The organism is Vibrio intestinalis (genome assembly GCF_025195085.2).
GTDB lineage: Bacteria > Pseudomonadota > Gammaproteobacteria > Enterobacterales > Vibrionaceae > Vibrio > Vibrio intestinalis.
Genome location: NZ_JANAVY020000013.1, coordinates 40,465 through 66,367, shown reverse-complemented (window position 1 = coordinate 66,367; position 25,903 = coordinate 40,465). Strand labels below are relative to the sequence as shown.

At 45.7% G+C, this 25,903-nt stretch carries 27 protein-coding genes and 4 tRNA genes; 13 read left to right on the top strand and 18 right to left on the bottom strand.

What is annotated here, in order from left to right:
• Positions 1–174: 174 nt before the first annotated feature.
• From rplA to MU515_RS15265, 9 genes are all read right to left on the bottom strand, one after another.
• Positions 175–876, bottom strand: coding sequence for a 50S ribosomal protein L1 (gene rplA, locus MU515_RS15305; RefSeq protein WP_053397182.1), 702 nt, complete (start codon positions 874–876; stop codon positions 175–177).
• A 4-nt stretch (positions 877–880) separates the two neighbouring features.
• Positions 881–1,309: a 50S ribosomal protein L11 gene (gene rplK / locus MU515_RS15300; RefSeq protein WP_006957115.1), complete on the bottom strand. Its 429-nt coding sequence runs from the start codon at positions 1,307–1,309 to the stop codon at positions 881–883.
• 164 nt (positions 1,310–1,473) lie between these two features.
• Positions 1,474–2,022 (bottom strand): transcription termination/antitermination protein NusG, encoded by a 549-nt coding sequence (gene nusG, locus MU515_RS15295; RefSeq protein ID WP_260261284.1) that lies wholly within the window; start codon positions 2,020–2,022, stop codon positions 1,474–1,476.
• Positions 2,023–2,035: 13 nt separating this feature from the next.
• Positions 2,036–2,416, bottom strand: coding sequence for a preprotein translocase subunit SecE (gene secE, locus MU515_RS15290; protein WP_260261283.1), 381 nt, complete (start codon positions 2,414–2,416; stop codon positions 2,036–2,038).
• Positions 2,417–2,692: 276 nt separating this feature from the next.
• Positions 2,693–3,877 (bottom strand): elongation factor Tu, encoded by a 1,185-nt coding sequence (gene tuf / locus MU515_RS15285; RefSeq protein ID WP_260261282.1) that lies wholly within the window; start codon positions 3,875–3,877, stop codon positions 2,693–2,695.
• Positions 3,878–4,010: 133 nt separating this feature from the next.
• Positions 4,011–4,086: transfer RNA gene (locus tag MU515_RS15280), tRNA-Thr, on the bottom strand.
• 12 nt (positions 4,087–4,098) lie between these two features.
• A tRNA-Gly gene (locus MU515_RS15275) sits at positions 4,099–4,173 on the bottom strand.
• A 35-nt stretch (positions 4,174–4,208) separates the two neighbouring features.
• Positions 4,209–4,293, bottom strand: a tRNA-Tyr gene (locus MU515_RS15270).
• Between the two features lie 36 nt (positions 4,294–4,329).
• Positions 4,330–4,405 (bottom strand) — tRNA-Thr (locus MU515_RS15265).
• A gap of 208 nt (positions 4,406–4,613) precedes the next feature.
• On the opposite strand from MU515_RS15265, the gene coaA reads away from it, so the two are divergent.
• Positions 4,614–5,537: a type I pantothenate kinase gene (gene coaA / locus MU515_RS15260; protein WP_260261281.1), complete on the top strand. Its 924-nt coding sequence runs from the start codon at positions 4,614–4,616 to the stop codon at positions 5,535–5,537.
• 72 nt (positions 5,538–5,609) lie between these two features.
• Here the strand turns inward: coaA and MU515_RS15255 are convergent, their stop codons facing one another.
• Positions 5,610–6,035: a DUF805 domain-containing protein gene (locus MU515_RS15255; RefSeq protein ID WP_260261280.1), complete on the bottom strand. Its 426-nt coding sequence runs from the start codon at positions 6,033–6,035 to the stop codon at positions 5,610–5,612.
• Between the two features lie 26 nt (positions 6,036–6,061).
• Positions 6,062–6,409 (bottom strand): 5-carboxymethyl-2-hydroxymuconate Delta-isomerase, encoded by a 348-nt coding sequence (locus tag MU515_RS15250; RefSeq protein ID WP_260261279.1) that lies wholly within the window; start codon positions 6,407–6,409, stop codon positions 6,062–6,064.
• A 258-nt stretch (positions 6,410–6,667) separates the two neighbouring features.
• Here MU515_RS15250 and tpiA point away from each other — a divergent pair, with 258 nt between their 5' ends.
• Together tpiA and MU515_RS15240 are read left to right on the top strand one after the other, a co-directional pair.
• The gene (gene tpiA, locus MU515_RS15245; protein WP_260261278.1) at positions 6,668–7,438 is read left to right on the top strand and encodes a triose-phosphate isomerase; all 771 of its coding nucleotides are present in this window, start codon (positions 6,668–6,670) and stop codon (positions 7,436–7,438) included.
• A 148-nt stretch (positions 7,439–7,586) separates the two neighbouring features.
• Complete coding sequence (locus tag MU515_RS15240) at positions 7,587–8,930, top strand: MATE family efflux transporter (RefSeq protein WP_260261277.1); 1,344 nt, start codon at positions 7,587–7,589, stop codon at positions 8,928–8,930.
• Between the two features lie 47 nt (positions 8,931–8,977).
• On the opposite strand, the gene rraA is transcribed toward MU515_RS15240, so the two are convergent.
• From rraA to efp, 3 genes are all read right to left on the bottom strand, one after another.
• Complete coding sequence (rraA, locus tag MU515_RS15235) at positions 8,978–9,493, bottom strand: ribonuclease E activity regulator RraA (RefSeq protein WP_260261276.1); 516 nt, start codon at positions 9,491–9,493, stop codon at positions 8,978–8,980.
• Between the two features lie 75 nt (positions 9,494–9,568).
• Complete coding sequence (locus MU515_RS15230; RefSeq protein ID WP_260261274.1) at positions 9,569–10,486, bottom strand: 1,4-dihydroxy-2-naphthoate polyprenyltransferase; 918 nt, start codon at positions 10,484–10,486, stop codon at positions 9,569–9,571.
• Positions 10,487–10,601: 115 nt separating this feature from the next.
• Positions 10,602–11,168: an elongation factor P gene (gene efp, locus MU515_RS15225; protein ID WP_260261273.1), complete on the bottom strand. Its 567-nt coding sequence runs from the start codon at positions 11,166–11,168 to the stop codon at positions 10,602–10,604.
• 32 nt (positions 11,169–11,200) lie between these two features.
• Here efp and epmB point away from each other — a divergent pair, with 32 nt between their 5' ends.
• The 3 genes from epmB to MU515_RS15210 all read left to right on the top strand — a co-directional run bounded on the left by epmB (position 11,201) and on the right by MU515_RS15210 (position 13,283).
• Complete coding sequence (gene epmB, locus MU515_RS15220) at positions 11,201–12,223, top strand: EF-P beta-lysylation protein EpmB (RefSeq protein ID WP_260261272.1); 1,023 nt, start codon at positions 11,201–11,203, stop codon at positions 12,221–12,223.
• Positions 12,223–12,702: a prepilin-type N-terminal cleavage/methylation domain-containing protein gene (locus MU515_RS15215; protein WP_260261271.1), complete on the top strand. Its 480-nt coding sequence runs from the start codon at positions 12,223–12,225 to the stop codon at positions 12,700–12,702. The genes epmB and MU515_RS15215 overlap by 1 nt, the downstream gene beginning before the upstream one ends.
• A 77-nt stretch (positions 12,703–12,779) precedes the next feature.
• Positions 12,780–13,283: an MgtC/SapB family protein gene (locus MU515_RS15210; protein WP_260261270.1), complete on the top strand. Its 504-nt coding sequence runs from the start codon at positions 12,780–12,782 to the stop codon at positions 13,281–13,283.
• An 85-nt stretch (positions 13,284–13,368) separates the two neighbouring features.
• Here MU515_RS15210 and pfkA read toward each other — a convergent pair whose 3' ends face one another.
• The 3 genes from pfkA to MU515_RS15195 form a co-directional block, all read right to left on the bottom strand.
• A complete protein-coding gene (gene pfkA, locus MU515_RS15205) occupies positions 13,369–14,331 on the bottom strand; it encodes a 6-phosphofructokinase (protein ID WP_260261269.1) in 963 nt (320 codons plus the stop codon).
• Positions 14,332–14,601: 270 nt separating this feature from the next.
• Positions 14,602–15,510, bottom strand: coding sequence for a CDF family cation-efflux transporter FieF (gene fieF / locus MU515_RS15200; RefSeq protein WP_260261268.1), 909 nt, complete (start codon positions 15,508–15,510; stop codon positions 14,602–14,604).
• A 119-nt stretch (positions 15,511–15,629) separates the two neighbouring features.
• Positions 15,630–16,124, bottom strand: a complete 495-nt coding sequence (locus MU515_RS15195; protein WP_260261267.1) for a CpxP family protein — start codon at positions 16,122–16,124, stop codon at positions 15,630–15,632.
• Positions 16,125–16,305: 181 nt separating this feature from the next.
• Between MU515_RS15195 and MU515_RS15190 the strand changes: the two genes are divergently transcribed.
• The 4 genes from MU515_RS15190 to trmL all read left to right on the top strand — a co-directional run bounded on the left by MU515_RS15190 (position 16,306) and on the right by trmL (position 19,689).
• Positions 16,306–16,992 (top strand): response regulator, encoded by a 687-nt coding sequence (locus tag MU515_RS15190; protein ID WP_260261266.1) that lies wholly within the window; start codon positions 16,306–16,308, stop codon positions 16,990–16,992.
• Positions 16,992–18,377, top strand: coding sequence for an envelope stress sensor histidine kinase CpxA (gene cpxA, locus MU515_RS15185; RefSeq protein WP_260261265.1), 1,386 nt, complete (start codon positions 16,992–16,994; stop codon positions 18,375–18,377). The genes MU515_RS15190 and cpxA overlap by 1 nt, the downstream gene beginning before the upstream one ends.
• Positions 18,378–18,442: 65 nt before the next feature.
• Entirely contained in the window at positions 18,443–19,060 is a 618-nt protein-coding gene (locus MU515_RS15180; RefSeq protein ID WP_260261264.1) for a superoxide dismutase, read from the top strand.
• 152 nt (positions 19,061–19,212) lie between these two features.
• Complete coding sequence (trmL, locus tag MU515_RS15175) at positions 19,213–19,689, top strand: tRNA (uridine(34)/cytosine(34)/5-carboxymethylaminomethyluridine(34)-2'-O)-methyltransferase TrmL (RefSeq protein WP_260261263.1); 477 nt, start codon at positions 19,213–19,215, stop codon at positions 19,687–19,689.
• Between the two features lie 60 nt (positions 19,690–19,749).
• Here the strand turns inward: trmL and MU515_RS15170 are convergent, their stop codons facing one another.
• Entirely contained in the window at positions 19,750–20,292 is a 543-nt protein-coding gene (locus MU515_RS15170; RefSeq protein WP_260261262.1) for an FxsA family protein, read from the bottom strand.
• Between the two features lie 188 nt (positions 20,293–20,480).
• Here MU515_RS15170 and MU515_RS15165 point away from each other — a divergent pair, with 188 nt between their 5' ends.
• The 3 genes from MU515_RS15165 to MU515_RS15155 all read left to right on the top strand — a co-directional run bounded on the left by MU515_RS15165 (position 20,481) and on the right by MU515_RS15155 (position 25,503).
• Positions 20,481–22,361: a sensor domain-containing diguanylate cyclase gene (locus MU515_RS15165; protein WP_260261261.1), complete on the top strand. Its 1,881-nt coding sequence runs from the start codon at positions 20,481–20,483 to the stop codon at positions 22,359–22,361.
• A gap of 226 nt (positions 22,362–22,587) precedes the next feature.
• Positions 22,588–24,027 carry an aspartate ammonia-lyase gene (gene aspA / locus MU515_RS15160; protein WP_260261260.1) on the top strand — a complete coding sequence of 480 codons (1,440 nt, stop codon included), beginning with the start codon at positions 22,588–22,590 and terminating at the stop codon, positions 24,025–24,027.
• A gap of 168 nt (positions 24,028–24,195) precedes the next feature.
• Positions 24,196–25,503 (top strand): anaerobic C4-dicarboxylate transporter, encoded by a 1,308-nt coding sequence (locus tag MU515_RS15155; protein WP_260261259.1) that lies wholly within the window; start codon positions 24,196–24,198, stop codon positions 25,501–25,503.
• The last annotated feature ends 400 nt before the right edge of the window (positions 25,504–25,903 follow it).

Below are 25,903 nucleotides of genomic sequence, written 5' to 3'. Positions count from 1 at the left end.
AGAATTAAGTCTACTTATAGCAGACACCTACGGTCTTGGACGGAGACTGGGTCATAATTCACAGCAAGTTCATGAAGAACTCAATGAACCAAAGTTCAGCCCCAACCACAAATATTAGGCGCAAAATTATACGAGAACTCTGCGCCTAAGTAAATAAGTGTGTCGTAAAATTAATTACGCAACTGTGTTCAGGCTAGCCTGATCAACAGCAACACCAGCACCCATAGTAGTAGAGATGCTTACTTTCTTCAGGAAAGTACCTTTCGCTGAAGATGGCTTAGCTTTCTTAAGAGCAATTAGAAGAGACTCTAGGTTCTCTTTGATTTGCTCAGCAGAGAAGTTTGCTTTGCCGATAGTAGTGTGGATGATGCCGTTTTTGTCGTTACGGTAACGAACCTGACCAGCTTTAGCGTTCTTAACTGCTTCAGCAACGTTAGGAGTTACAGTACCAACTTTAGGGTTTGGCATTAGACCGCGAGGACCTAGGATAGTACCTAGTTGACCTACAACGCGCATTGCATCTGGAGAAGCAACAACTACGTCGAAGTTCATTTCGCCTTTCTTCACTTGCTCAGCAAGATCTTCCATACCTACGATGTCTGCGCCAGCTTCTTTAGCTGCTTCAGCGTTTGCACCTTGAGTGAACACTGCAACGCGGATTTCGCGGCCAGTACCGTGAGGTAGTACAGTTGCACCACGTACGTTCTGGTCAGATTTACGAGCATCAATGCCTAGGTTAACTGCAACGTCAACAGACTCAACAAATTTAGCAGTTGCTAGTTCTTGAAGAAGAGCAACAGCTTCGTTGATTTCGTATTCTTTAGTTACGTCAACTTTTTCGCGGATTACGCGCATGCGCTTAGTTAGTTTAGCCATCTTATTAACCCTCTACCACTAGGCCCATTGAACGAGCAGTACCAGCGATAGAACGCTTCATTGCTTCGATGTCAGCACCAGTCATATCAGCAGCTTTAGTTTCTGCGATTTCTTGGATTTGAGCGTCAGTTACAGTACCAACTTTTTCAGTGTTTGGACGACCTGAACCAGACTTAACGCCAGCAGCTTTCTTAAGAAGAACAGCAGCAGGTGGAGTCTTAGTGATGAACGTGAACGAACGGTCGTTGTAAACAGTGATAACAACTGGAGTAGGTAGACCTTTCTCGATAGATTCTGTTTTCGCGTTGAACGCTTTACAGAATTCCATGATGTTCACACCGTGTTGACCTAGTGCAGGACCAACTGGTGGACTTGGGTTCGCCATACCAGCAGCAACTTGTAGCTTGATGTAAGCTTCAACTTTCTTAGCCATGATAATTCCTAAATTTTGGGTAGTAACGCTAATCGGCTGATCAGCTCCCCGTTGATTAAAATCTTTTTACTTCGAAAGAAGTAAAAAGGCGCGAAATTATAGTCATAATTCGCGCCTTGTACAACCCTAAAAAGGTGATTTTTTATACTCTTTAAATAAGAGTCTTAGTCCAGTTTTTCAACCTGACCAAATTCAAGCTCAACAGGTGTCGCACGACCAAAGATCGATACAGATACCTTCATGCGGCTCTTTTCGTAATCCACTTCTTCAACGGTACCGTTAAAGTCAGCAAATGGGCCGTCAGTAACACGAACCACTTCACCCGCTTCGTACATAGTACGTGGACGAGGAGCTTCACTTGCTTTCTCAAGACGGTTAAGGATCGCATCTGCTTCTTTATCAGAGATAGGAGCAGGACGATCAGAGGTACCACCAATGAAGCCCATGACACGCGGAACACTGCGCACTAAGTGCCATGATTCATCGTTCATAATCATCTGAACCAGAACGTAACCAGGGAAGAACTTACGCTCAGACTTACGACGTTGCCCAGCGCGGATCTCCACTACTTCTTCAGTAGGGACTAGTACTTCACCGAATAGCTCTTCCATGCTGTGCATTTTGATATGCTCGCGAAGAGATTGAGCTACACGACCTTCAAATCCAGAGAAGGCTTGAACTACATACCAGCGTTTTTTTGGAGCTTCACTCATGAATAAAAACCCTCTATACCCCAGTCACTAGTGCGACAAGACGAACCATAATGCCGTCAATGCCCCAAAGTGCTAGAGCCATTACAATACTTACAGCTAAAACAATCAGTGTCGTTTGTAGAGTTTCTTGGCGTGTTGGCCAAACCACTTTACGAACTTCCATGCGAGATTCTTTCGCAAAACTGATTGCTGCTTTACCTTTCGTAGTCGTAGCTGCAACACCAAGTGCCGCGGCAATGGCTACAACTACACCTGCAGCGCGAATCACTACAGACATTTCACCATACAGGTAATTACCCACAACAGCGGCAGCGGCTAGAGCAAAAGTGATGATCCACTTAAAAATGTCTGCGCCATTTGAGCTATCAGGAGTTTCAGCATTATTTGCTTTCATAAAACCAACCTGTCACAAGTCTTAATATAGACGACAACAACCCCGCTGTTGCAGGGCAAATCCATGAAACGGCAATTCTTACGAACCGACGTACTCTTTTTTATTAATTAGCGGATAAAAAACCACCAATTAATCCTGCTTCACATCTGCTTGGACAAGAAATCAGCAAACATTATGCTTAGCTAAGAAAAAGGGCATCAAATGATGCCCTTTTTGCTACTGGTTCGTCAAATCTTATTCAAAGATTTTACGAAGACTTCAGCTAATCCCTAGGAATTAAGCGAAGATCTTAGCAACAACACCAGCACCTACTGTACGGCCACCTTCACGGATCGCGAAACGAAGACCTTCGTCCATTGCGATTGGTGCGATTAGCTCAACAGTCATCTGGATGTTATCGCCTGGCATTACCATTTCTACGCCTTCTGGTAGAGAGATATCGCCTGTTACGTCAGTTGTACGGAAGTAGAACTGTGGACGGTAACCTTTGAAGAATGGAGTGTGACGGCCGCCTTCATCTTTAGACAGTACGTATACTTCAGACTCGAATTTAGTGTGTGGGTTGATTGAACCTTTAGCCGCTAGTACTTGACCACGTTCAACTTCATCACGCTTAGTACCACGTAGAAGTGCACCAACGTTCTCACCAGCACGACCTTCGTCAAGAAGCTTACGGAACATCTCAACACCAGTACAAGTAGTAGTTGTAGTTTCTTTGATACCTACGATTTCTACTTCGTCACCTACTGTTAGGATACCGCGCTCGATACGACCAGTTACAACTGTACCACGACCTTGGATTGAGAATACGTCTTCAATCGGCATTAGGAATGGTTGGTCTACTGCACGCTCTGGCTCTGGGATGTAAGTATCTAGAGCTTCAGCTAGTTCAACGATTTTCGCTTCCCACTGCTCTTCGCCGTTTAGTGCGCCTAGTGCAGAACCTTGGATAACTGGTAGGTCATCACCTGGGAAGTCGTATTCAGATAGAAGTTCACGAACTTCCATTTCTACTAGTTCTAGTAGCTCTTCATCGTCAACCATGTCACATTTGTTCATGAATACGATGATGTATGGGATACCAACCTGACGGCCTAGTAGGATGTGCTCACGAGTTTGTGGCATTGGGCCATCTGTTGCAGCAACTACAAGAATACCACCGTCCATCTGTGCAGCACCAGTGATCATGTTCTTAACGTAGTCCGCGTGTCCTGGACAGTCAACGTGTGCGTAGTGACGAGTTGGAGTATCGTACTCAACGTGAGAAGTTGCGATTGTGATACCGCGCTCACGCTCTTCTGGAGCGTTATCGATAGATGCGAAGTCTTTAGCTACACCGCCGTAAACTTTAGCAAGAGTAGTACAGATAGCTGCAGTTAGAGTTGTTTTACCGTGGTCAACGTGGCCGATAGTACCAACGTTTACGTGCGGTTTCGTACGTTCAAATTTTTCTTTAGACATGAGTTGTCCCTCTAGGTACGGATTTAGGTGGCTTTGACGACCACGCAACCAAAAAGTATTGGTATAAAATTTATTCTCAACTAAACGTAGTTTAGTAAAAAGAAAGTATCAAAAGGAAAAGTCTGCTGAGAGCTGGTGCTGATACCCAGAGTCGAACTGGGGACCTCATCCTTACCAAGGATGCGCTCTACCGCCTGAGCTATATCAGCATCGTTTTTGAGTGGAGCGGGCAGCGGGAATCGAACCCGCATCATCAGCTTGGAAGGCTGAGGTAATAGCCATTATACGATGCCCGCAACACGTAACTCTGTGAGCTATTTCCTAAAGAATATGGTGGAGGGGGACGGATTCGAACCATCGAAGGCAGTGCCGGCAGATTTACAGTCTGCTCCCTTTGGCCACTCGGGAACCCCTCCAAATTTTTAAGCCATTCTCACTGCTAGTGGAGAGAATGGTGCCGACTACCGGAATCGAACTGGTGACCTACTGATTACAAGTCAGTTGCTCTACCTACTGAGCTAAGTCGGCATAAGTGGTGCGCATTCTATTGAATGATTTTCTGCCTTGCAATAGCAAATTCAAAAAAAGTAAACTTTTTCCTCTCTTTCTGTTCATTTGCTGAATTTTCGCACAATTTCAAGCAATAAAAACAAATCTGCAGCGTCAGCCATTTGCTTTCTTTTCGGGTTGATGTATTTTCGCTGCTCGCATATGAAGAACCTGAGTTAGGAAGACCATGACACCGTATCTCTCTTTTAATAGACAGCAATGGGCTGAACTGCGTAATGCCGTGCCAATGACGCTGTCAGAAGAAGACTTAAAAGAGCTACAAGGCGTAAACGAAAGCCTAACCATGCAAGAGTCGGTAGAGATCTATTTGCCACTCGCTCGCCTACTCAACCTTTATATCGCGGCTCGCCAAAGCCGTAACTCAGTGTTGCACAGTTTTTTAGGCGGCCAAGATAGCGCGCCCCCTTTTATTATTGGTATTGCTGGTAGTGTCGCGGTAGGCAAAAGCACAACGGCTCGCCTACTCAAAGCCCTACTCTCGCGCTGGGAGAATCATCCAAAAGTTGAGCTAGTCACCACCGACGGATTTTTGTATCCCAAAAAGGTGTTGGATGATCGCGGTATCATGCACCGTAAAGGCTTTCCGGAATCTTACGACATCAAAAGCTTGGTGGAGTTTGTCTCCGACGTGAAAGCCGGTAAACCGAACTTAACTGTGCCGGTTTATTCTCATATCACTTACGACATTACTGATGAAGTAAAAACCATCGATCGCCCTGATGTACTGATTATTGAAGGGTTGAATGTTTTACAAAGCGGTATGGATTACCCGCAAGAGCCTCACCGAGTGTTTGTATCCGACTTTCTCGATTTTTCCCTGTATGTCGATGCCGATACTGACGTTATCGAGAATTGGTACATCCAGCGATTCTTAAAGTTTCGCCAGGGGGCCTTCTTAAAACCGGGGTCGTACTTTAGCCATTACACTCAATTGAGTGAGCAGCAAGCAATTACAAAGGCGAAAGATATCTGGCATTCAATCAACGGCCTTAACCTCAACCAAAATATATTGCCAACCAAAGGGCGAGCGCAGTTGGTATTAAAGAAAGGGCCAGACCACAGCGTTGAAGAGATTTTACTGAGAAAGTAATTTGCTATCCTCTAGATAAACAAAAACCAGAGCATAGACTCTGGTTTTTACTTTGTAGGTTAGTGAGTTGGCTTATTTAGGCTCTGCGCCATATTGGTTATCACCTGACTGACCTTTTAAGAAGCCACACTCCACCAAAATCCATGCCCCACAGACTAATGCAGCAAGTGAGCTCACCATTTGTAAAGTGCTCGCAGGGCCTGCTGCTGCAGATTCACCGACAGGTACTGTCATGCGGCCAATCACTAGCGGCAAGTTCATTAATAGCCACCAGCTTGATTTACCACGGTCATGCCAACGTTTTGCCGTAATCGCTAAATCAGGAATCAGGACAAAAATGAGAAATACCGGCAAAATCAGATGCGCTTGAGCTGGAAACAAAGTATTCATGCCTACGGCAAAGCCGACGATCATAAGGTAGTAAACAGCATTCCAAATCCAAAACACTTTTCGGCCAATACGACCCTGAAAAGAAAACAGCAGTTCTTTAATCGACATTTCTCTTACCTAAAAAATAACGTGGTTCAATTCACCACTTTTTGAAAACAATCTATATCCATATCACGGACATTGACGGTCAAACTTCGAATATGACTCGCCTGCTCTTGCAGTATGTTCATTAACTGGCGGGAAAGCTCGCGCTTTTGCTCTTGAGTTCGGCCACTCAATAGCTCAAAAGTGATATGAATAAAATCAACACTATTGGCCTCTTCACCGATTAGCCAATCATGGTAACGCGTCGCTCGCGATTTTACCGAAGCAACATCAAACAAACCCGATTGTAATGCGACATGATGTAGATCTTCCAGTAGGCCTTGTACATTGACGCGCTCATCGACCGAATTCGAGTATTCCATTACTAAGTTTGGCATGCGATTCCTTGCTCAATAGCTGATAGAGCCCACAGTATTACCAATTTCACCGTCAGATTCCGAGTCTCATACTATTATTCTGTTTGTCAGATCACTGATCCTCTCTTTATCGGCCTTTGTTTAGTAAATTGCTCCGACCATTGATTGAGATTCGATCAAGAAATGATTCGGGTCATGATCTGCTGGATTTATTCTGTTATATTCCTACGTAGATTTTTTACATTAACGCTTTAATTTAAATAATACGGAGATATTCCTATGCGTCGTCCTGTAGTGATGGGTAACTGGAAACTTAATGGCAGCAAAGAAATGGTTAAAGAGCTGCTAACTGGTCTTAATGCTGAACTTGAAGGCGTTGAAGGTGTAGACGTAGCAGTAGCTCCACCGGCTCTATACATCGACCTAGCTGAGCGTCTAATCGCAGAAGGCGGCAACAAGATCATCCTTGGTGCTCAAAACACTGACCTAAACAACAGCGGTGCATTCACTGGCGATATGTCTCCAGAAATGCTGAAAGACTTCGGTGCTACTCACATCATCATCGGTCACTCTGAGCGTCGTGAATACCACGCTGAGTCTGACGAATTCGTTGCTAAGAAATTCAAATTCCTACAAGAGAACGGCCTGAAGCCAGTTTTCTGTATCGGTGAATCAGAAGCTCAAAACGAAGCTGGCGAAACTGAAGCAGTATGTGCACGTCAAATCAATGCAGTTATCGACGCTTACGGTGTTGAAGCTCTAAACGGCGCAATCATCGCTTACGAACCAATCTGGGCTATCGGTACTGGTAAAGCAGCAACAGCTGAAGATGCACAGCGCATCCACGCATCTATCCGTGCAATGATCGCAGAGAAAGACGCAGCAGTAGCTGAGCAAGTAATCATCCAATACGGTGGTTCTGTTAAGCCAGAAAACGCAGAAGCTTACTTCGCACAACCAGACATCGATGGTGCTCTAGTTGGCGGTGCAGCTCTTAACGCAGCTGGTTTCGCAGCTATCGCTAAAGCAGCAGCTAAAGCAAAAGCTTAATTTTCAACTTAGTTGAAAACATTTTTAAAGGTCAGCTTCGGCTGGCCTTTTTTGTTGCCGCTATAATTTGTTCGCCAAAAATCGTCAATCACTACCCCATCCATCCGTAATCAAGTACTCTAGCCTTTTCCATCAACTTGATAGTGTTATGCAAGATAAACACGGCCTACTCAATGGCCCTATTCCTCAAGTATTGCGCCAGATGACCATCCCGATGACGGTTGGGCTTATTGCAATCTTGATGTTTAACTTGGTGGATACCTTCTTTATCTCTCTGCTTGGTACAGATGCCCTTGCCGCCGTCAGCTACACCTTCCCTGTTACCTTCGGGGTTAACTGCATCACCATGGGCATCGGTATGGGTCTTTCAACCAATATTGGTCGTCTATTGGGTAAAGGCCAATCACAAGATGCTGCGCGCTTATCAACACATGGCCTTATCCTTGCTGTCATCTTAGTGGCACTCGCCTCAACATTAGGCTTGTTTACCATCGAGCCTTTGTTTTTATTGCTTGGCGCAGAGCAAAACTTGATTCCGATGATCGAGCAATACATGGCTGTTTGGTATATGGCGATTCCTTTGCTTGTACTGCCAATGGCAGGTAACGCCGCAATTCGCGCAACAGGCGATACGAAAACCCCAGCGAAAATCATGATGACAGCAGGTTTGATTAATGGCCTTCTCGATCCACTGCTGATCTTTGGGTATGGCCCTTTCCCTGAGCTTGGTATTCAAGGTGCAGCGATTGCCAGTGCGTTTAGCTGGCTAGGCGCTTTGTGTGGCTCACTGTATGTTTTGATTAAGCGCGAAAAGCTCCTCACCTGGCCAAAAGTGCCTTTCATGGTGCAAGATTGGAAAAACATCCTAAAAATCGGTACGCCTGCAGCACTCTCTAGCGCGATGTCGCCACTTTCTGGCGCGCTGCTAATGATCATACTTTCTCAGCATGGCACCGTGGCCGTTGCAGCTTATGGCGCAGCACAACGCATCGAATCAATTTTGATGCTAGTGCTTATGTCACTAACATCTGCACTGACCCCTTTCATGGCGCAAAACTTTGGCGCGAATAACCCCGAGCGTAGCTTCGCAGGCATGTTCCTTGGGATGCGTTTTTCAATTGTGTTTCAGTTCATGATTTTTATTATGATGGTGCCACTGAGCATTCCACTTGCTGCACTCTTCTCTCAAGAGCAAGCCGTGCAAGATATGCTGTGGCACTACTTATTGGTCGTGCCATTCAGTTACGGGTTCCAAGGCATCATGATGATGCTTGTCTCTGGTTTGAATGCGCTGCATGAGCCCATGCGGGCTTTCCGCTGGAGCGCAGCAAGATTGTTCTTCTTTACCTTGCCGCTGGCTTGGGTGGGTGGAGAGCTGTATCAGATTGAAGGGATTTTTGTCGGTATCGCGGTAGGTAATATTCTTGGCGGCATCTTAGGTTACGTGTACACACTACGTTTACGTGAAGAACACCTCCCCCGCTCTGCTTAAACAAAAAACGCCAGCATCTGCTGGCGTTTGTTATATCAGGTTAAGCTTTAAAGCTCTTGCTCTTCTTCATCAAGTTCCAAATCGACATTCAGAGGCTCTTGAGAAAGGATAATGCCGGTATTGTCGGCATAGAGATAATCTTCTGGTAAGAAGGTCACACCACCAAAGTTAACTGGGATGTCGGTTTCACCCTCACCTTTGTTGGTTGCGCCAACAGGAATAGAAGCGAGCGCTTGAATACCAATGCTCATGTCTTCCAACTCGTCGACTTCACGCACGCAGCCGTATACCACAATGCCTTCCCACTCATTCTCTTCAGCGAGAGTCGCAATCTCGGCATCAATCAGCGCGCGACGTAATGAGCCGCCACCGTCAACCAATAGTACTCGACCAACACCATCTTGCTCTAAAACATCACGGATAATGCCGTTGTCTTCAAAACATTTCACCGTGGTTACCTGACCAGCAAACGAAGCGCTGCCGCCAAAGTTGCTGAACATAGGTTCTACTACGTCTACTTGATCTAAGTAGATATCACACAAAGCTGAAGTATTGTATTCCATAGCATTTCGTCTCATAGCATTGGTCTATTAATCGAGTATATCCAGTCAGTAAGTCATTGCAATGACAAACGGTGATCATCTCACCAGAGTTTGAGCTATAACAACTCCAGCAAACAATAGGTTAGTCACCAAAGAACATTTCACAATAACCGGCATCATTGGAGCAATATGCGCGGGTTTTTCGGCCAGCCACACTTCCTTACCGTGTTTAAACACCACTAGGGCACTTAATAAGAATGGCAATGTGACCCAAACTGGTGTCGGTTGTAGCATCAAATAAACGATGAACGCGACCACGGCACCGGCTAGCAAAACAAAGTGATAATGCTTAGCGCGCTTTTGCCCTAAACGAACCGCCACGGTGCGTTTACCGCATTGCTCATCGTTTTCAATATCGCGCATATTATTAATGTTCAGCACCGCAACCGCCAATAGCCCACAGCCCACCGCGGGTAAAACGAGCGACAAATCAACAATGCCAGTGTGCAAAAAGTATGTCCCTGCTACGCCAAGTAAACCAAAGAAGATAAATACCGAAATATCACCAAGGCCAACATAGCCATAAGGTTTATTACCTACGGTATAAGCAATGGCCGCCGCGATGGCCAGTACACCTAAGCCAAGAAAAGCCAAGATGCTTTCCATACTATTGAGAGAATGCAGCACCAAGGTTAAACCAGAAATCGCCGTGAAGATAACATTGACGATGATCGCCTGCTTCATGGTTTTAAGAGAGACAGAACCGGATTGGATCGCACGCGTTGGGCCAAGACGTTTATCGTTGTCTGTGCCTTTGACCGCATCGCCATAGTCATTAGCAAGGTTAGAGAGAATTTGTAATAGCGTCGCGGTGACAAAAGCCAATACTGCAACGGATGCCGAGAATTTATGAGTCGAAAACGCCAGCACACTACCAGTCAATATAGAGACCAGTGCCAGTGGCAAAGTTTTAGGTCGAGCGGCATCAAGCCATATTTGTAGTGTCTGTTTCATTTTGTAAGTTTAGTAACATATCTCTATTTGAAAATTGTGTCACATCAATGATTACTCCGCAAAAACTAAAAAAGGCCACCGAAGTGACCTTTTTATAAGTTTAAGCAAGTAACGCTTACTTAACGCGACCTACGTATTCGCCAGAACGAGTGTCTACTTTGATCACTTCGCCGATTGCGATAAATAGTGGTACGCGAACAACAGCACCAGTAGTTAGTGTTGCTGGTTTACCGCCAGTACCTTGAGTATCACCTTTTAGGCCTGGGTCTGTTTCTGTTACTTCTAGCTCTACGAAGTTTGGTGGAGTAACTGCGATTGGGTTACCGTTCCATAGAGTAAGCATACAAGTGTTGTTTTCTACTAACCACTTAGCGTTCTCGCCAACCGCTTTTGTATCTGCTGCGATCTGCTCGAATGTTTCGTTGTTCATAAAGTGGTAGAATTCGCCGTCGTTATATAGATAATCTAGGTCGATATCCATTACGTCTGCAACTTCACAAGTTTCACCAGACTTAAAGGTTTTCTCTAGCACTTTACCAGAAAGAAGTTTACGAATTTTAACGCGGTTGAACGCTTGGCCTTTACCTGGTTTTACGTATTCGTTTTCCAGGATAACGCAAGGCTCGCTATCAAGCATTAGTTTAAGACCGCCTTTAAATTCATTGGTGCTAACAGTAGCCATTTTGTCCTCTTACATTCTTAGAGCTAAATTCAATGCCGCACATCATAACCCGAAATATCGAATCTGTTGAGCAAAACTGGCTCAAACAGCTAGCGAATGGGATCTCTGATCCAGCTAAGTTGCTTGAACATTTGCAGATTGATCCTGCACCTTGGCAACTTGGATTCAAAGCTCGTCGGCTATTTGCACAGCGTGTGCCGCAAAGTTTTGTCGATAGAATGGAAAAAGGCAATCCCTATGACCCTCTTTTGCGTCAGGTTTTACCGTTATCGGAAGAATTTTTGCTAGAACCGGGCTATTCAACCGATCCGCTCGATGAGCAGAACAACGATATTCCCGGTTTGCTGCACAAATATCACAACCGAGCACTGATGATAGTGAAAGGTGGCTGCGCGATAAATTGCCGCTACTGCTTCCGTCGCCATTTCCCTTATCAGGACAACAAAGGCAGCAAGCAGGTATGGCAGCAAAGTCTTGATTACATCGCCCAGCACCCTGAGCTAAACGAGATCATTTTATCTGGCGGCGATCCTCTTATGGCTAAAGATGATGAACTGCAATGGCTAATTGATGGTATTGCAGCCGTTCCTCACGTTAAGCGCCTGCGCATTCACTCACGCCTTCCGGTGGTCATCCCCGATCGCGTGACGGATCAGCTATGTTCTATGCTAGCGGAAACACGCCTACAAGTTATTCTTGTTACTCACATCAATCACGCCAACGAAATCAATGATGAATTGAGAGCTGCGCTACATAAGTTAAAGACCCTTGGTGTTACTCTCCTCAACCAAGGTGTCATGCTCAAAGGCGTTAACGACAGTGTCGAGACACAAGTTAACCTAAGTGAAGCGCTGTTTGATGCAGGGGTCATGCCTTACTACATTCATGTACTGGATAAAGTACAAGGCGCGGCGCACTTCTTTATTTCAGATCAACAAGCCAAAGCGATAATGGCTGGCGTAATGGCTCGAGTTTCTGGCTATCTTGTGCCGAAGCTAACCCGTGAGATTGGCGGCCGCACGAGTAAAACTCCACTGGATTTACACTTAGAATAATGAAAAAGATTAAAGGTTTTACGCTCATTGAATTGGTCGTAGTTATTGTTGTGCTTGGGATTCTGGCTGTGACAGCGATGCCTAAATTCGTTGACCTACAAACTGATGCTCGCATCGCTGCTTTGCGTGGACTTCAAGGGGCGATGCAAGGGGCTAACGATCAATTGTTTGGCCAAGCAGTCATTCAAAATCGTGACCGCGCGCCAAGCGAGTCAGTTGAAGGAGTAAGCACTGTTTACGGTTATGCTAAAGCAGAAAACTCCGAGGCATGGGGTAAGCTGCTAGAGGCCAATATTGAAGATACTCAATGGGGTGATGATGGCGCAGATTGGTACTTCAGCAATAACGATGCCGACGACGGTATGATCCATTACATGCCGCCGAGTAAACGCAAGATCAATGATCAATGTTTCGTACTTTACACCGAAGCAACCTCGACAGCGTTACCTTCAATTAGGCTTACAACCACCGGTTGCTAAATTTATCCTTTAGATAAAAATCTTTTGTTCGATAGGTCGGTCTTATCTAGGCATACTCCGCGCTTTTGGAGGTCAATATGCCAGCAAATATCGAACAACTACTCGACTTAGGCCCATTCAGCTGGGTTGCCCTGCTTTGCTGCGCGATCAACGGCATTCTTATTGGTGTCGAGCGACAAACGCGCGGTAAACCAGTGGGGATCCGTACCTCGATCTTAGTGATCTCCGGTACTTATTTCTTTATGTCGATGGCGGTGTCTTTATCACCGAATACACTCGACCAAGCGCGCGTACTTGGCCAAATCATTACCGGTGTCGGCTTCTTAGGCGCCGGCGTGATGATGACTTTAGATGGCAAGATTCACGGCGTGACCTCTGCAGCGGTAATTTGGGTATTGGCGGCTTTAGGAATGATGATTGGCCTTGGCTACATGCAGCAATCAGTATTAATCACCGCGTTAACTCTAACGGTATTGTTAGGGGTTGATAAGGCTGAGAACCGCATCAAGTCTCTGCGTCGTGGTGTGCATCAAAAATTCCAAAGCCGTAAACTGCCACGCAGTAAAATCAGCGATAAGTAAAGCCACCATGACAATAGCGGGCTAAAAAGCTGGCATAAAAAAACCACCTCAGCTGAGGTGGTTTTTTTCAATTCAAAGCGTTGTATTAGAACAACTCTTCAGCAACCTTGTATAGGTCGTTACGTACTGGACGCTTCATGTTCTCGATTGCATCGATGATATCATGGTGAACAAGCGCTTCTTTCTGAATACCAACACAACGGCCGCCTTGGCCTTCCATTAGTAGATGTACAGCGTAGTTACCCATGCGAGAAGCAAGTACACGGTCAAATGCAGTCGGACGACCACCACGTTGGATGTGACCAAGAACTGTTGCGCGAGTTTCGCGACCAGTTGCCGCTTCAATCTCTTTAGCTAGCTCGTTTGCATCCATCATTAGCTCAGTAAGCGCGATGATTGCATGCTTCTTACCTTTACCAATACCATCTTGGATATTTGCAATTAGCTTCTCTTTATCCAGACCAGTCTCAGGAGTAATGATGTACTCACAACCACCAGCAATTGCAGCAGTTAGAGTTAGATCACCACAGTGACGGCCCATGATTTCAACGATAGAGATACGTTGGTGAGATGAAGAAGTATCACGTAGACGGTCAATTGCATCGATAACTGTGTTTAGTGCTGTCAGGTAACCGATCGTGTAGTCAGTACCAGCGATATCGTTATCAATCGTGCCTGGAAGACCGATACATGGGTAACCCATTTCAGTCAGTTTCTTAGCACCCATGTAAGAACCGTCACCACCGATAACAACCAGTGCTTCAATGCCGTGTTTCTTCAGGTTTTCGATCGCTTTTTCACGAACTTCAACTTCTTTAAATTCTGGGAAGCGCGCTGAACCAAGGAAAGTACCGCCCTTGTTGATAACATCAGAAACGCTAGAACGGTCAAGTTGCTTAATGCGGTCTTCGTATAGGCCTAAGTAACCATCGAAAACACCGAATACTTCTAAGCCTTCAGTTAGCGCGGTACGAACTACGCCACGTACTGCCGCGTTCATGCCAGGTGCGTCACCGCCACTTGTCAAAACACCGATCTTCTTAATCATGCTCACCCTCGATCTTTGGGAATCTTGTTTCAAATTTTACGTTAGAGGCTTTCAGTTAAGCCCCCGACCAGATTCTTTTCATTGCGCAATATGTTACCTTTCCTTGAAAGGAATACTACTTTTATTTGCACGAAATTATGTAACTTTTCTACTTATGTAAGAGTATTACAGGTTTGGCAATTAACTTTGTTGATACATATCAGTATCACGTTTATTTCTTTTATCGTTGAAAAGATAGTCAATAACTTTGACTTTTCCATCTCCAACTGGCTACCAGTCCACAGACTTTTGATCCTTCTCCGAGGTATACACTACTGAGTAGGGATCTTGATGAATCAGAATGTCTGCTTGAGAAAATTCGCCTAATAATCGTATTTCTACTTCATCAGAAATACGATGAGCTTCAATAAGTGGGATATGGTCGTCTAATTCAAGATGTAATTGAATGAAACGAACCGGTCCAGACATACGAGTGCGCAATTGATGAACACCTAGTACTCCATCAACACTGGCACAAATCTGGCGAATTTGTTCGATTTCCTCATCCGGCAGCTGACGGTCAAGTAACGTTTGCACCGCCTCATACACCATCTTGGCTGCGCTATACAAAATGTAGCAGCCAATCGCTACAGCAAATATTGCATCTGCCACACCAAAGCCAAGCCAACTTAACCCTAGTGCCAGCATAATCGCCGCGTTCATGTATAAATCTGATTGATAATGAAGTGAGTCGGCAGCAATGGCTTGGCTGCCAGTCTTTGCAACCACTTGTTTTTGAAAACGCACTAATGCAAAGGTAACTAAGATAGCGAACAAACTCACATAGACACCGTACTCTGGTGACTGAAGTTCATGTGGACGGAAGAAGCGCTCGACACCATTTAGGATAAGGAAGATGGCCGAGCCAGAAATAAACATCGCCTGCGCCAAGGCCGCTAACGACTCCGCTTTACCATGACCAAATCTATGCTCACTATCGGCGGGTTGAAGTGAATAACGAATCACGATCAAATTCACTACTGAGGCGGCGATATCAAGCAAAGAATCAATCAGCGACGCTAATAAACTGACAGAACCCGTGACCCACCAAGCAGCGAGTTTTACGATCAGCAGTAGTGTCGCCACTACGGTTGCAGTCCAAGCGGCCAAGGTCACGAGCTTGGCATAATCATGTTTCATTGTTGAGCGCTTACTATCAAGTAGGATAATTAATATGCGCTAATTATAACCAGCTAATCGCAAATGCAACAAGGCAGCCACTTGGGCTGCCTTGTAAAGTCATTTAGTAAAACAAAGAATTAGTTACGGTCTTTGCGCATTTCAGCACATTTGCTCGCACGTTCTTTACTTAACTCTACAAACTTCGTTTTTTGCTCAGGAGTCAGCACGCTTAGCATTTCATGCTGCTTCTCTAGCATTTTCACCTTACGCTCAGTTTGTTTCTCAACCATTTGTTTCGCTAGCTCATTCGCCGCCGCTTGGTCGAAGTTGTCAGCAAGAACCAGTTGCTGCACTTTTTCTTGATGCGCTTGGCGCTCAGCTTTGTGCGCTTCAAAGTTTGCTTCGAACTTGGCTTTCATCTCTTCTTTGCTTGCTTTGCGCATCTCTTTAAATTGCTCTTTTTGCGCATCGGTTAAATCAAGCTGCTTCATAATGCCGCGATCCATGCCCATACCACATTTACCATGTGGGCCTTTATGATCGCCTTTACCGCCAAATGCGAAAGCTGATGCGCTACCAAGTGCTAGTGGAACAATCGCTGCTGCTAATACAAGTTTCTTTGTCAGTTTCATAATCAATACCTTCTGTTTCGTAGACAGGCTGCCCGTTGCAGCGCTTGAGTTTAGAATACGACCCCACATGTAAAGTGACGTCTAGAGAGCGTAAAGAATCGTAAAGAGCAAAAATTAGGCTAATGGTTGCGCCAAATAATCAGTAATATAAATACTAGAAGGTATTTATAAGGGCACTGCCATGGCACACATTTTATTGATTGATGACGATACGGAGCTAACCAGCCTACTAAAAGAAGTATTGAGCTTCGAAGGCTTTACCGTATCAGAAGCCAATGATGGCGAGGCCGGACTTATTGCACTAAGCCAAGAGATTGATTTGATCTTGCTTGATGTGATGATGCCAAAGCTCAATGGGATGGAGACATTAAAACGTATCCGAGAAAATTGGGAAACTCCCGTTTTAATGCTGACGGCAAAAGGGGAAGAGATCGATCGCGTTATCGGCCTTGAACTGGGCGCGGATGATTACCTGCCTAAACCTTTTAGCGACCGTGAATTACTCGCGCGTATTCGTGCTATTTTGCGTCGTACGCAGAGTAAAGCCAGTGCAAAGCCTAGCGACTGCTTACAATACCAAGACATCACCGTCTATCCGGGCAAACAAGAAGCGTATTGCCAGCAACAATTGATCGACCTAACCACTACTGAATTTGCCCTACTCAGCCATTTTATTCAGCACCCAGGGGAAACGCTCACTAAAGAAAATCTTAGCTTAGATGTGCTGGGTAAACGTTTAGCGGCATTTGACCGTGCGATTGATATGCATGTCTCTAACCTGCGTAAAAAACTGCCTGAGCGCCTCGATGGTAAAGCGCGCATCAAAACTTTGCGCGGCCGAGGCTACCTGTTGGTAGAGGAGGATTAATGCGCCTGCCTCGTATCACTAGCCTTTATGGGCGCATCTTTGCCATTTTCTGGCTCACCATGTTGTTGGTGCTGATCGCGGTACTCTCGCTGCCCCATTTAGATCCGCGCAAAGCGCGAGATATTCCATCAGAAAACCTCGATAGAATGGTCAAGTACAGCCAACGAGTCGAGCAGCAGTTTGCTCACTACAAAAGCCTTAAGCAAATCATTCGTCGCATTGAATCTTTACGCCCAAAACCACACGATCCTAAACCGCGCTACTTCATCAGCGATTTAGATGGCAACATTCTCACCACCAGCAAAAGACGAGACTTCAAACAGCGCGCGTTACAAAACCTTATCTCATCGGTCGAATCTTTAGAAAGCCCTAAGCAGAAACTGTATGGCCATTTTATGCTTGCTGGCCCCGTGCCGATTACCCTCGCAAATGAACCTTTACTGATGTATGTGGCATACAAGTGGGATCAACCGCCACCGTTCTTACTGCGCATGTTCGATAGACCACTGCAATTACTGTTAGCAGTAATGCTTGCCAGTACTCCACTGCTGCTTTGGCTAGCATGGGCGCTCAGTCAACCAGCACGCAAGCTAGAGCGAGCCGCCAAACGTGTCGCTAAAGGGGAATTTATCGCTGATCCTGAGCTTGAGAAAGGCACCAGTGAATTTAGACAAGCTGGGGCGAGCTTTAACCAAATGGTCGAGGGGATTAATCAGATGATCTCTGGTCAGCAACGATTGCTATCGGATATCTCCCACGAACTGCGCTCGCCGTTAACTCGCTTACGCATGGCCACCGCACTTGCCACACGCAAACAAGGGGAAAGCCCAGAGCTAACCCGCATCGATACCGAAGCGCAGCGCCTCGAACAGATGATCGGTGAACTATTAGAGCTATCACGTATGCAAGTGGACAGCCACACCGAGCGTGAAACTCAACCGCTATCAAGCCTTTGGGAAGAGATCCTTAACGACGCACAATTTGAAGCTGAACAAATGGGCAAAACACTGAGTTTTACGCCGATTCCGGATCGCACCATTTCAGGCCAGCCTAAATTACTGATGAGTGCCATCGATAATATCGTGCGTAACGCGATTCATTATGGCCATGACCAAGTGGATGTAGAGCTGAACGTTTCCAATGATCACGTCTACATTACCGTAGATGACAATGGCGAAGGTGTACCCGAGCAAGAGTTGGACGCCATTTTCAGACCTTTTTACCGCGTATCCACCGCGCGTGATCGTCATAGCGGCGGCACAGGTTTGGGGCTGGCGATCACCGAAAGTGCGGTGCGTCAACATAGCGGAACGATCGTTGCAAAACGCAGTGCATTAGGCGGATTAAGAGTTGAGCTTTGTCTGCCTATCAATAACCCTACCTAATACATTGTTGATAATCGATCTCATTATCATTTAAAGTAATCCTTCTTATAATAAGGAGGATTACTATGTCGCACGTATTTCCCGAGCTACCTTACGGTTACGATGCTTTAGAGCCGTATATCGATGCCAAAACAATGGAAGTTCATTACAGCAAACACCACCGTACTTACTTTGATAAATTCGTCGCTGCTATCGCAGGCACGGATTTGGAAAATCAAAGCCTAGAAGAGATCTTTGCTAACATTTCAAGCCACTCACCTGCGGTACGCAATAACGGTGGCGGTTTCTACAACCACATTCTTTACTGGAACTGTATGAAGCCCAACGGTGGCGGTCAACCTGATGGCGCACTTGCTCAAGCCATCGTCGACACCTTTAGCAGCTTTGAAGCGTTCCAAGAGCAATTTACTCAAGCGGCGATCAACACCTTTGGTTCTGGCTTTGCTTGGCTAGTGGTCAAAGATGGCAAACTTGCAATTGCCTCAACCAGCAATCAAGACAACCCGAAAATGGATGTCGCTGCCGTTCAAGGTGAGCCGATTCTAGCGCTGGATGTATGGGAACACGCTTACTACATCAGCTACCAAAACCGTCGTCCAGAATACATTGATGCGTGGTGGAATGTTGTCAACTGGGAAGCCGTAGCAGAAAACTACTCTATTGCTCGCGCACAAGGCGCATAACCCTCCCGTACTCACCCATCTTTTATGGCGCTGAGATTGCCTTGCCATCCTCAGCGCCTATCTCTCGACACACTTTCATACCGACTCACCCTGACGCTTTAGTTCAATTAAGGGTATACTCCTTGCCAGTTTTGAATAGGTAGAATGCTTCTATGTTTGATATTGCACTGTACGAACCAGAAATCGCCCCAAACACCGGCAACATTATCCGTTTATGCGCTAACTGCGGCGCAAACTTGCACTTGATTGAGCCGCTAGGTTTTGACTTAGAAGAGAAAAAGGTTCGTCGTGCTGGGTTGGATTATCATGACCTTGCGCGAGTGAAACGCCATAAAAATTACCAAGCGTTTATCGAATATTTACAACAGCGTGATGGCGATTTCCGCCTGTTTGCCTGCACCACAAAAACCACAGGCCATCATGTTGATCCTAGCTACCAACAAGGTGACGTATTGTTGTTTGGCCCAGAGACACGCGGCTTACCTGCTGAAGTAATTGAAAGCCTGCCAATGGAGCAACGTATCCGCATCCCGATGATGCCAGATGCACGCAGCTTAAACCTTTCTAACGCGGTGGCTATTATTGCTTATGAAGCGTGGCGACAGTTTGGTTTTAACGGCGCGCAGTAAGCTCGACTCTCCAAACACAAAAAAGGGCGCAATGCGCCCTTTTTACTATTCAAAATCCGATTACTTTAAGCGTGGATGATCGTTGTCATCATCGTCTTTACGCTCGTATTCACCTTCGAAGGTGTTACCATCCTCTTTTTTATCAAATGGATTCGATTGGAATGGGTCTTGGTCAAATGGTCCTTGCTGACCACCTTGAAAGCCGCCACCATAGAAACCGCCGCCTTGGAAGTTTCCACCAACCGATTTCACCACCATTTTGCTCATCAAATATTTCGCAATTGCTGCGCGCGGCATAGGCAGTAGTACTAACATACCCAACGCATCAGTCATAAAACCGGGAGTCAGCAGCAATACGCCTGCAACCGCCAGCATGACACCTTCGAAAATCTGTTGAGCTGGAAGCTCACCCTGTTGCAAGCGCGTTTGCACGCTCATCAATGTTTGTAGCCCTTGGCTGCGCACCAGAGAAGCACCGACAAACGCGGTAATCAAAACCAATGCAATGGTTGGCCATAAGCCTAGAAACCCGCCCACTTGGATAAACAGGCCAATCTCAATAATCGGTACAAAAATAAACAGTAATAATAAGATAGGAAACACACGCCCTCCTTTGTTAGTTACACACTACAACTAACCCTCTAAGCCGACAAGTTTTATACCTATAGAAATGTTACAAAGTTAATTGAAAAAGGGTTCAGACTGGCCTACGGTATAAGAAAACAATATAAAACATCACACATATTATGAGACGAGTATTTCGCATTGCACGGAAAATGCTGGTTTTGTGGTTGGCTTTGACACTCATTCCTCTTCTCTATTACTGGTATTTGAGCAATAAGACCCAAGACGAACAGCTACAACAACTGCAAATCCAAGGTTTGCAGTTTCTATCCTACGTGGATGAAAGAGCTGCGCGTATCTACTCCGAAATAGATAAAACACTGTATGAGATAGGCCACTCTTCGCTGCTGTATGATTTCGCTCTGCATGAGCAGACCAATTTACAGCACTACTTAGAGAAACAATGGTTTATCACTTCACTCAACTCATCTCGTTTTGATCAGCTGCGATACCTCAATAATGATGGGCAAGAAGTTATCCGAGTGGACTTCCCTCACACGGCAAAAAGCCCCTACATCGTGCCTAGAGATCAGTTGCAAAACAAAGCCCATCGAGACTACTTTCAATACGCCCTGCGTCTGCGCAGCGATCAGACGGGCCATGTAGGGTTAGACTTAGAGTATGAGTTTGGCAAAGTCGTATTACCTTACAAGCCGGGGTTTCGCGTTATCTACCCAATAGAAGGGGAAGCGCGGATGGGTTACTTCATTGCCAACCTCGACGTGCTGCAAGTCGTGCAAGAAATCACTCAAAACAGCCAAGGCTTACCGGTAAGTTTTATCGACCAATCGGGCTACTACATTCTCAGTAGCGATACCTCAAGACTGTTTGGTCATCTGATTGAGTCGCGCCGTCAATTTGCCATTCCCACCGAACAACCAGAGCTTTGGCAAGCCATTCAAGACAGTCAAAAACCTTTTGGCAGCATCAATACTACCGATGGACTCTATATCTTCCGTCATATCCAAACGCCGCTGTTTGCTCAAATCGACGGACTCACCTTAATCACACTCTACCCAGCATCGCTATTGGCGAGCAATGTAGAAAACCAACTGGCTATCGCTCGACCTGAGCTAGTCATCGTTTGGTTGGTGCTTGGCCTGCTTTCGATGACTCTTGCTGCCATGCTTGAGTTCTATCAAAGCAAACAACTCAATCAAGCCTTCTCCGATTTAATGGTCGAGAACAGTAACGCAATATTGCTAACCGATAGCCACTTTAATCTTATTCGTGCCAATACGCGCTTTTTAGAGCTGACGCATTTTAATCACCATCAGCTGTTAGGTAAGCGACTGCGCCACTTCCTCAGAGAGCAGAGTAAATGGCAACAGATAAAACAACAGTTACAGGAAAAAGGCGATTGGAAAGGCGTATTAGAGCTATTCAATCAACAGATGGAGGTTGTGGCGTGCGAGACTGAGATTCGTCCGCTCAATCGCACTCTAAATAAAACCAAAGGCCAAACCACCAGCGACTACTACGTGCTTTCGTTTACCGACATCTCAGAACACCACAACCGCATTGCGCAGCTAAAAGATCTAACAGAGCGAGACCCAGCAACATTGCTTTGGAACAAGCGTAAGTTTGAGTCACTACTGATCAAACATTGTCGCTTACTCACGCGCTACCCAGATCACCCAGTCAGCTGTCTTGCGATTATCGACATTGATAACTTCAAGCAAGTCAACGACAGCAAAGGCCACAACTATGGTGACCAAGTGATCATGTACCTTGCCGCTAAGCTCAAACAATCAGTCAGAGAAACCGATGAAATTGCCCGCATTGGTGGCGATGAGTTTGCGGTATTGCTACACCACACAACCGCAGAACAAGCAAACCAACTAATGAGCCGCATCAGTAATGCGATTGACCACTCCGCTGAGTTTACTTTGACGATCAGTGTTGGCGTGGCGCAAATGGAAACCGACTGGCAAGCTAGCTTTAACAATGCCGATAGCGCGCTATATCAAGCCAAACATTGTGGCCGCAACTGTGTAATCAGTCACTCTGCCTCTAATGTCACGCCGATTGGCAACAGCTCTGCCTAACAATTATTCGTTAGCAATCGGACACCTATCTCATGCGATGAAATTATTTTCATTCCTTTGACTTAAATAGTGATCCACTTACTATTTTTATGCGCAAAGTACAGTATCATGTGCCACATAAGTCAGGACGGATTTTCCAGCCAAACACTCTGACGAATGGATTCTTACTTGCAGAAATGGCTAATAACAACGTTTATTATCAGAATAATTCTCTAAGGATCCACCTATGGCTACAACCACTGAAAACAAAGCAGCCACTCGCATTGAAGAAGATCTATTAGGTCAACGTCACGTTCCGGCAGACGCGTACTACGGCATTCACACTCTACGCGCAATCGAAAACTTCAACATTTCTAACGTTACTATCTCTGACGTACCTGAATTTGTACGTGGCATGGTAATGACCAAAAAAGCTGCGGCTCTTGCTAACAAAGAGTTGGGCGCAATTCCTAAAGATGTAGCCAACTACATCATCGAAGCATGTGACTTAATGCTTGAAACTGGCAAGTGCATGGATCAGTTCCCATCTGACGTGTTCCAAGGCGGCGCTGGTACATCAGTGAACATGAACACCAACGAGGTTATCGCTAACCTTGCCCTTGAGCTAATGGGCAAAGCAAAAGGTGAATACCACCTAGTAAACCCAAATGACCATGTGAATAAGAGCCAATCGACTAACTGTGCTTACCCAACGGGCTTCCGTATTGCGGTATACAACAGCGTACAAAAACTGATTGAAGCGATTGAATACCTAAAAGGCTCATTCGAAGATAAAAGCCAAGAGTTCAAAGACGTTCTTAAGATGGGTCGTACTCAGCTTCAAGACGCAGTGCCAATGACTGTGGGTCAGGAGTTCCACGCTTGGGCGGTAACGCTTAACGAAGAAATTCGCGCACTTGAATACACGTCTAAGCTACTGCTTGAGATCAACCTAGGTGCAACGGCAATCGGTACTGGTCTAAACGCTCCAGCAGGTTACCAAGGCTTAGCGGTTAAACACCTTGCAGAAGTAACCGGCCTTGAAGTTGTACCAGCAGAAGACCTAATCGAAGCAACATCTGACTGTGGTGCATACGTAATGACCCACGGCGCGCTTAAACGCCTAGCGGTTAAACTGTCTAAGATCTGTAACGACCTACGTCTGCTTTCTTCTGGTCCTCGTTCTGGCCTAAATGAATTGAACCTACCTGAGCTTCAAGCGGGTTCTTCTATCATGCCAGCAAAAGTTAACCCAGTAGTGCCAGAAGTTGTAAACCAAGTGTGTTTCAAAGTACTTGGTAACGACAACACAATTTCATTCGCAGCAGAAGGCGGTCAGCTACAGCTAAACGTAATGGAGCCAGTGATTGCACAAAGCATGTTTGAATCACTATCGATTCTTTCAAACGCATGTGTGAACCTACGCGACAAGTGTGTTAGCGGCATCACTGTGAACAAAGAAGTGTGTGAAGGCTACGTATACAACTCTATCGGTATCGTTACTTACCTAAACCCATACATTGGCCACCACGAAGGTGACATCGTAGGTAAGATTTGTGCGGAAACCGGTAAGAGCGTACGTGAAGTAGTGCTTGAGCGAGGACTACTCACTGAAGAAGAGCTGGATGACATTCTTTCCGTTGAAAACTTCATGCATCCGACGTATAAAGCCAAACGTTACGAATAACATTACCAAGGAGGGCCCCAAACGGGGCCCTTTTTTAGCGCTGAATATTTTGCGCTTCACCGTGATGGCAGCCTATACATTGCGCCAAATACTTATAAGGATATAGAGCCATCACGACCAGTCTACACTTGACGTGTAAGTAGGCTGATTACAATTTGAGGGTCATTTATGGTAGCTGTCGAGCTGTTAGTGGTTCTGCTCTTTATTTTTATCGGGGCACGAATCGGGGGAATTGGTATCGGCTTTGCCGGTGGTGCGGGCGTAATCGCCTTGTCACTAGGCTTAGGCGTACCAACAAGCCAAGCGTTTATTCCGGTAGACGTGATTTTAATTATTATGTCAGTCATCACCGCAATCGCAGCAATGCAAGTTGCTGGCGGTATGGATTGGTTGGTACAAGTGGCGGAAAACTTTTTGCGCAAGAATCCTAAGCGCATCACCTTTTACGCGCCAATTGTCACCTTCTTGATGACTTTGATGGCTGGTACAGGTCATACGGCGTTTTCTACGCTGCCTGTGATTGCAGAAGTCGCTAAAGGCCAAGGTGTGCGCCCATCGCGTCCACTGTCTATTGCGGTTGTAGCATCACAGATCGCCATTACGGCTTCGCCAATTTCGGCTGCAGTTGTGGCGTTTGCTGCGATGCTTGCGCCAAAAGGGGTTGATTACTTAACGCTATTGGCTGTTTGTATCCCAACCACTTTTATCGCCTGTATGGTTGGTGCGTTTGTTGCAAACTTTATGGGTAGCGAGCTAAAAGACGATCCTGTTTATCAGCAGCGTCTAGAGCAAGGCTTGATCAAGCTGGCTTCGGAAAAGAAACGTGAACTTTTGCCGACAGCAAAAACAGCCACGTTCATTTTCTTAGCTGCGATTGCCATGGTGGTGTGCTACGCCGCAGCGATTTCAAAATCAGTCGGTCTAATTGAAAACCCTGCACTTGGCCGTAACGAAGCGATCATGACAGTGATGTTAGCGGCCGCGGCAGCAATTGTTCTGTTTACTAAAATTGATGCCAACAAAATCCCAGCTGCCAGCACATTCCGCTCAGGTATGACAGCTTGTGTGTGCGTATTAGGTGTTGCATGGCTTGGCGCGACATTCGTTAATGCTCACGTAGATGCAATTAAAGACGTCGCGGGCGAACTACTTGCTGATTACCCATGGATGCTAGCGTTAGTACTATTCTTTGCTTCTATGCTGCTCTACTCGCAAGGTGCAACCACGGTAGCCTTGATGCCGGCTGCCCTAGCAATTGGTGTTGCGCCTCTAACTGCAGTCGCTTCTTTTGCGGCTGTGAGTGCGTTATTCGTATTACCAACCTACCCAACGCTGCTTGCGGCGGTAGAGATGGACGACACGGGGTCTACCCGTATCGGTAAGTACGTGTTCAACCACCCATTCTTTATTCCTGGCGTTGCAACCATTGGTTCAGCCGTGGCACTTGGCTTCGCTTTTGGTGGTCTATTGATATAGAACTCATCGCTGTAACAGAAAAGGAGCTGCGGCTCCTTTTTTATTTCACTCAGCGTAAAAATATCTGGATCACACTGCATTTTTGACATTAGTCAAAAACATGCTCAAAAGTTCAATTAATAGCACTATTCAATATAAATGAATAAAATTCCCACTTTATTCCTAAGTCCGCAAAAACTGCCCTAATGAGCGTGTAGCACATAGACTCTCAAGCATATAAATCCCAATAAATTAACCAATTAACCCTAGTAAAAACCTTAAAACCTCAACTCAAAAAATATGGGCTATTTTTTTGTGAAGATCACCAAAGTTACGGTTTCAATCACCTCTTACAATATCGACCAAGCAGATTATTTTAATAATTAAGCTCATTGATATTTAATATATTCCAATAACAAAA

Excerpts from the sequence above, each read along its gene's own strand:
- MU515_RS15250 (WP_260261279.1), bottom strand. The coding sequence starts at position 6,409 with ATGCCAAACTTAGTAATGGAATACTCGAATTCGGTCGATGAGCGCGTC.
- MU515_RS15190 (WP_260261266.1), top strand. The coding sequence starts at position 16,306 with ATGGCACACATTTTATTGATTGATGACGATACGGAGCTAACCAGCCTA.
- aspA (WP_260261260.1), top strand. The coding sequence starts at position 22,588 with ATGGCTACAACCACTGAAAACAAAGCAGCCACTCGCATTGAAGAAGAT.
- trmL (WP_260261263.1), top strand. The coding sequence starts at position 19,213 with ATGTTTGATATTGCACTGTACGAACCAGAAATCGCCCCAAACACCGGC.
- MU515_RS15215 (WP_260261271.1), top strand. The coding sequence starts at position 12,223 with ATGAAAAAGATTAAAGGTTTTACGCTCATTGAATTGGTCGTAGTTATT.
- epmB (WP_260261272.1), top strand. The coding sequence starts at position 11,201 with ATGCCGCACATCATAACCCGAAATATCGAATCTGTTGAGCAAAACTGG.
- nusG (WP_260261284.1), bottom strand. The coding sequence starts at position 2,022 with ATGAGTGAAGCTCCAAAAAAACGCTGGTATGTAGTTCAAGCCTTCTCT.
- MU515_RS15210 (WP_260261270.1), top strand. The coding sequence starts at position 12,780 with ATGCCAGCAAATATCGAACAACTACTCGACTTAGGCCCATTCAGCTGG.
- cpxA (WP_260261265.1), top strand. The coding sequence starts at position 16,992 with ATGCGCCTGCCTCGTATCACTAGCCTTTATGGGCGCATCTTTGCCATT.
- MU515_RS15240 (WP_260261277.1), top strand. The coding sequence starts at position 7,587 with ATGCAAGATAAACACGGCCTACTCAATGGCCCTATTCCTCAAGTATTG.
- MU515_RS15255 (WP_260261280.1), bottom strand. The coding sequence starts at position 6,035 with ATGTCGATTAAAGAACTGCTGTTTTCTTTTCAGGGTCGTATTGGCCGA.
- MU515_RS15195 (WP_260261267.1), bottom strand. The coding sequence starts at position 16,124 with ATGAAACTGACAAAGAAACTTGTATTAGCAGCAGCGATTGTTCCACTA.
- rplK (WP_006957115.1), bottom strand. The coding sequence starts at position 1,309 with ATGGCTAAGAAAGTTGAAGCTTACATCAAGCTACAAGTTGCTGCTGGT.
- MU515_RS15155 (WP_260261259.1), top strand. The coding sequence starts at position 24,196 with ATGGTAGCTGTCGAGCTGTTAGTGGTTCTGCTCTTTATTTTTATCGGG.
- rplA (WP_053397182.1), bottom strand. The coding sequence starts at position 876 with ATGGCTAAACTAACTAAGCGCATGCGCGTAATCCGCGAAAAAGTTGAC.
- pfkA (WP_260261269.1), bottom strand. The coding sequence starts at position 14,331 with ATGATTAAGAAGATCGGTGTTTTGACAAGTGGCGGTGACGCACCTGGC.
- MU515_RS15230 (WP_260261274.1), bottom strand. The coding sequence starts at position 10,486 with ATGAAACAGACACTACAAATATGGCTTGATGCCGCTCGACCTAAAACT.
- rraA (WP_260261276.1), bottom strand. The coding sequence starts at position 9,493 with ATGGAATACAATACTTCAGCTTTGTGTGATATCTACTTAGATCAAGTA.
- coaA (WP_260261281.1), top strand. The coding sequence starts at position 4,614 with ATGACACCGTATCTCTCTTTTAATAGACAGCAATGGGCTGAACTGCGT.
- secE (WP_260261283.1), bottom strand. The coding sequence starts at position 2,416 with ATGAAAGCAAATAATGCTGAAACTCCTGATAGCTCAAATGGCGCAGAC.
- fieF (WP_260261268.1), bottom strand. The coding sequence starts at position 15,510 with ATGAAACATGATTATGCCAAGCTCGTGACCTTGGCCGCTTGGACTGCA.
- efp (WP_260261273.1), bottom strand. The coding sequence starts at position 11,168 with ATGGCTACTGTTAGCACCAATGAATTTAAAGGCGGTCTTAAACTAATG.
- tuf (WP_260261282.1), bottom strand. The coding sequence starts at position 3,877 with ATGTCTAAAGAAAAATTTGAACGTACGAAACCGCACGTAAACGTTGGT.
- MU515_RS15180 (WP_260261264.1), top strand. The coding sequence starts at position 18,443 with ATGTCGCACGTATTTCCCGAGCTACCTTACGGTTACGATGCTTTAGAG.
- tpiA (WP_260261278.1), top strand. The coding sequence starts at position 6,668 with ATGCGTCGTCCTGTAGTGATGGGTAACTGGAAACTTAATGGCAGCAAA.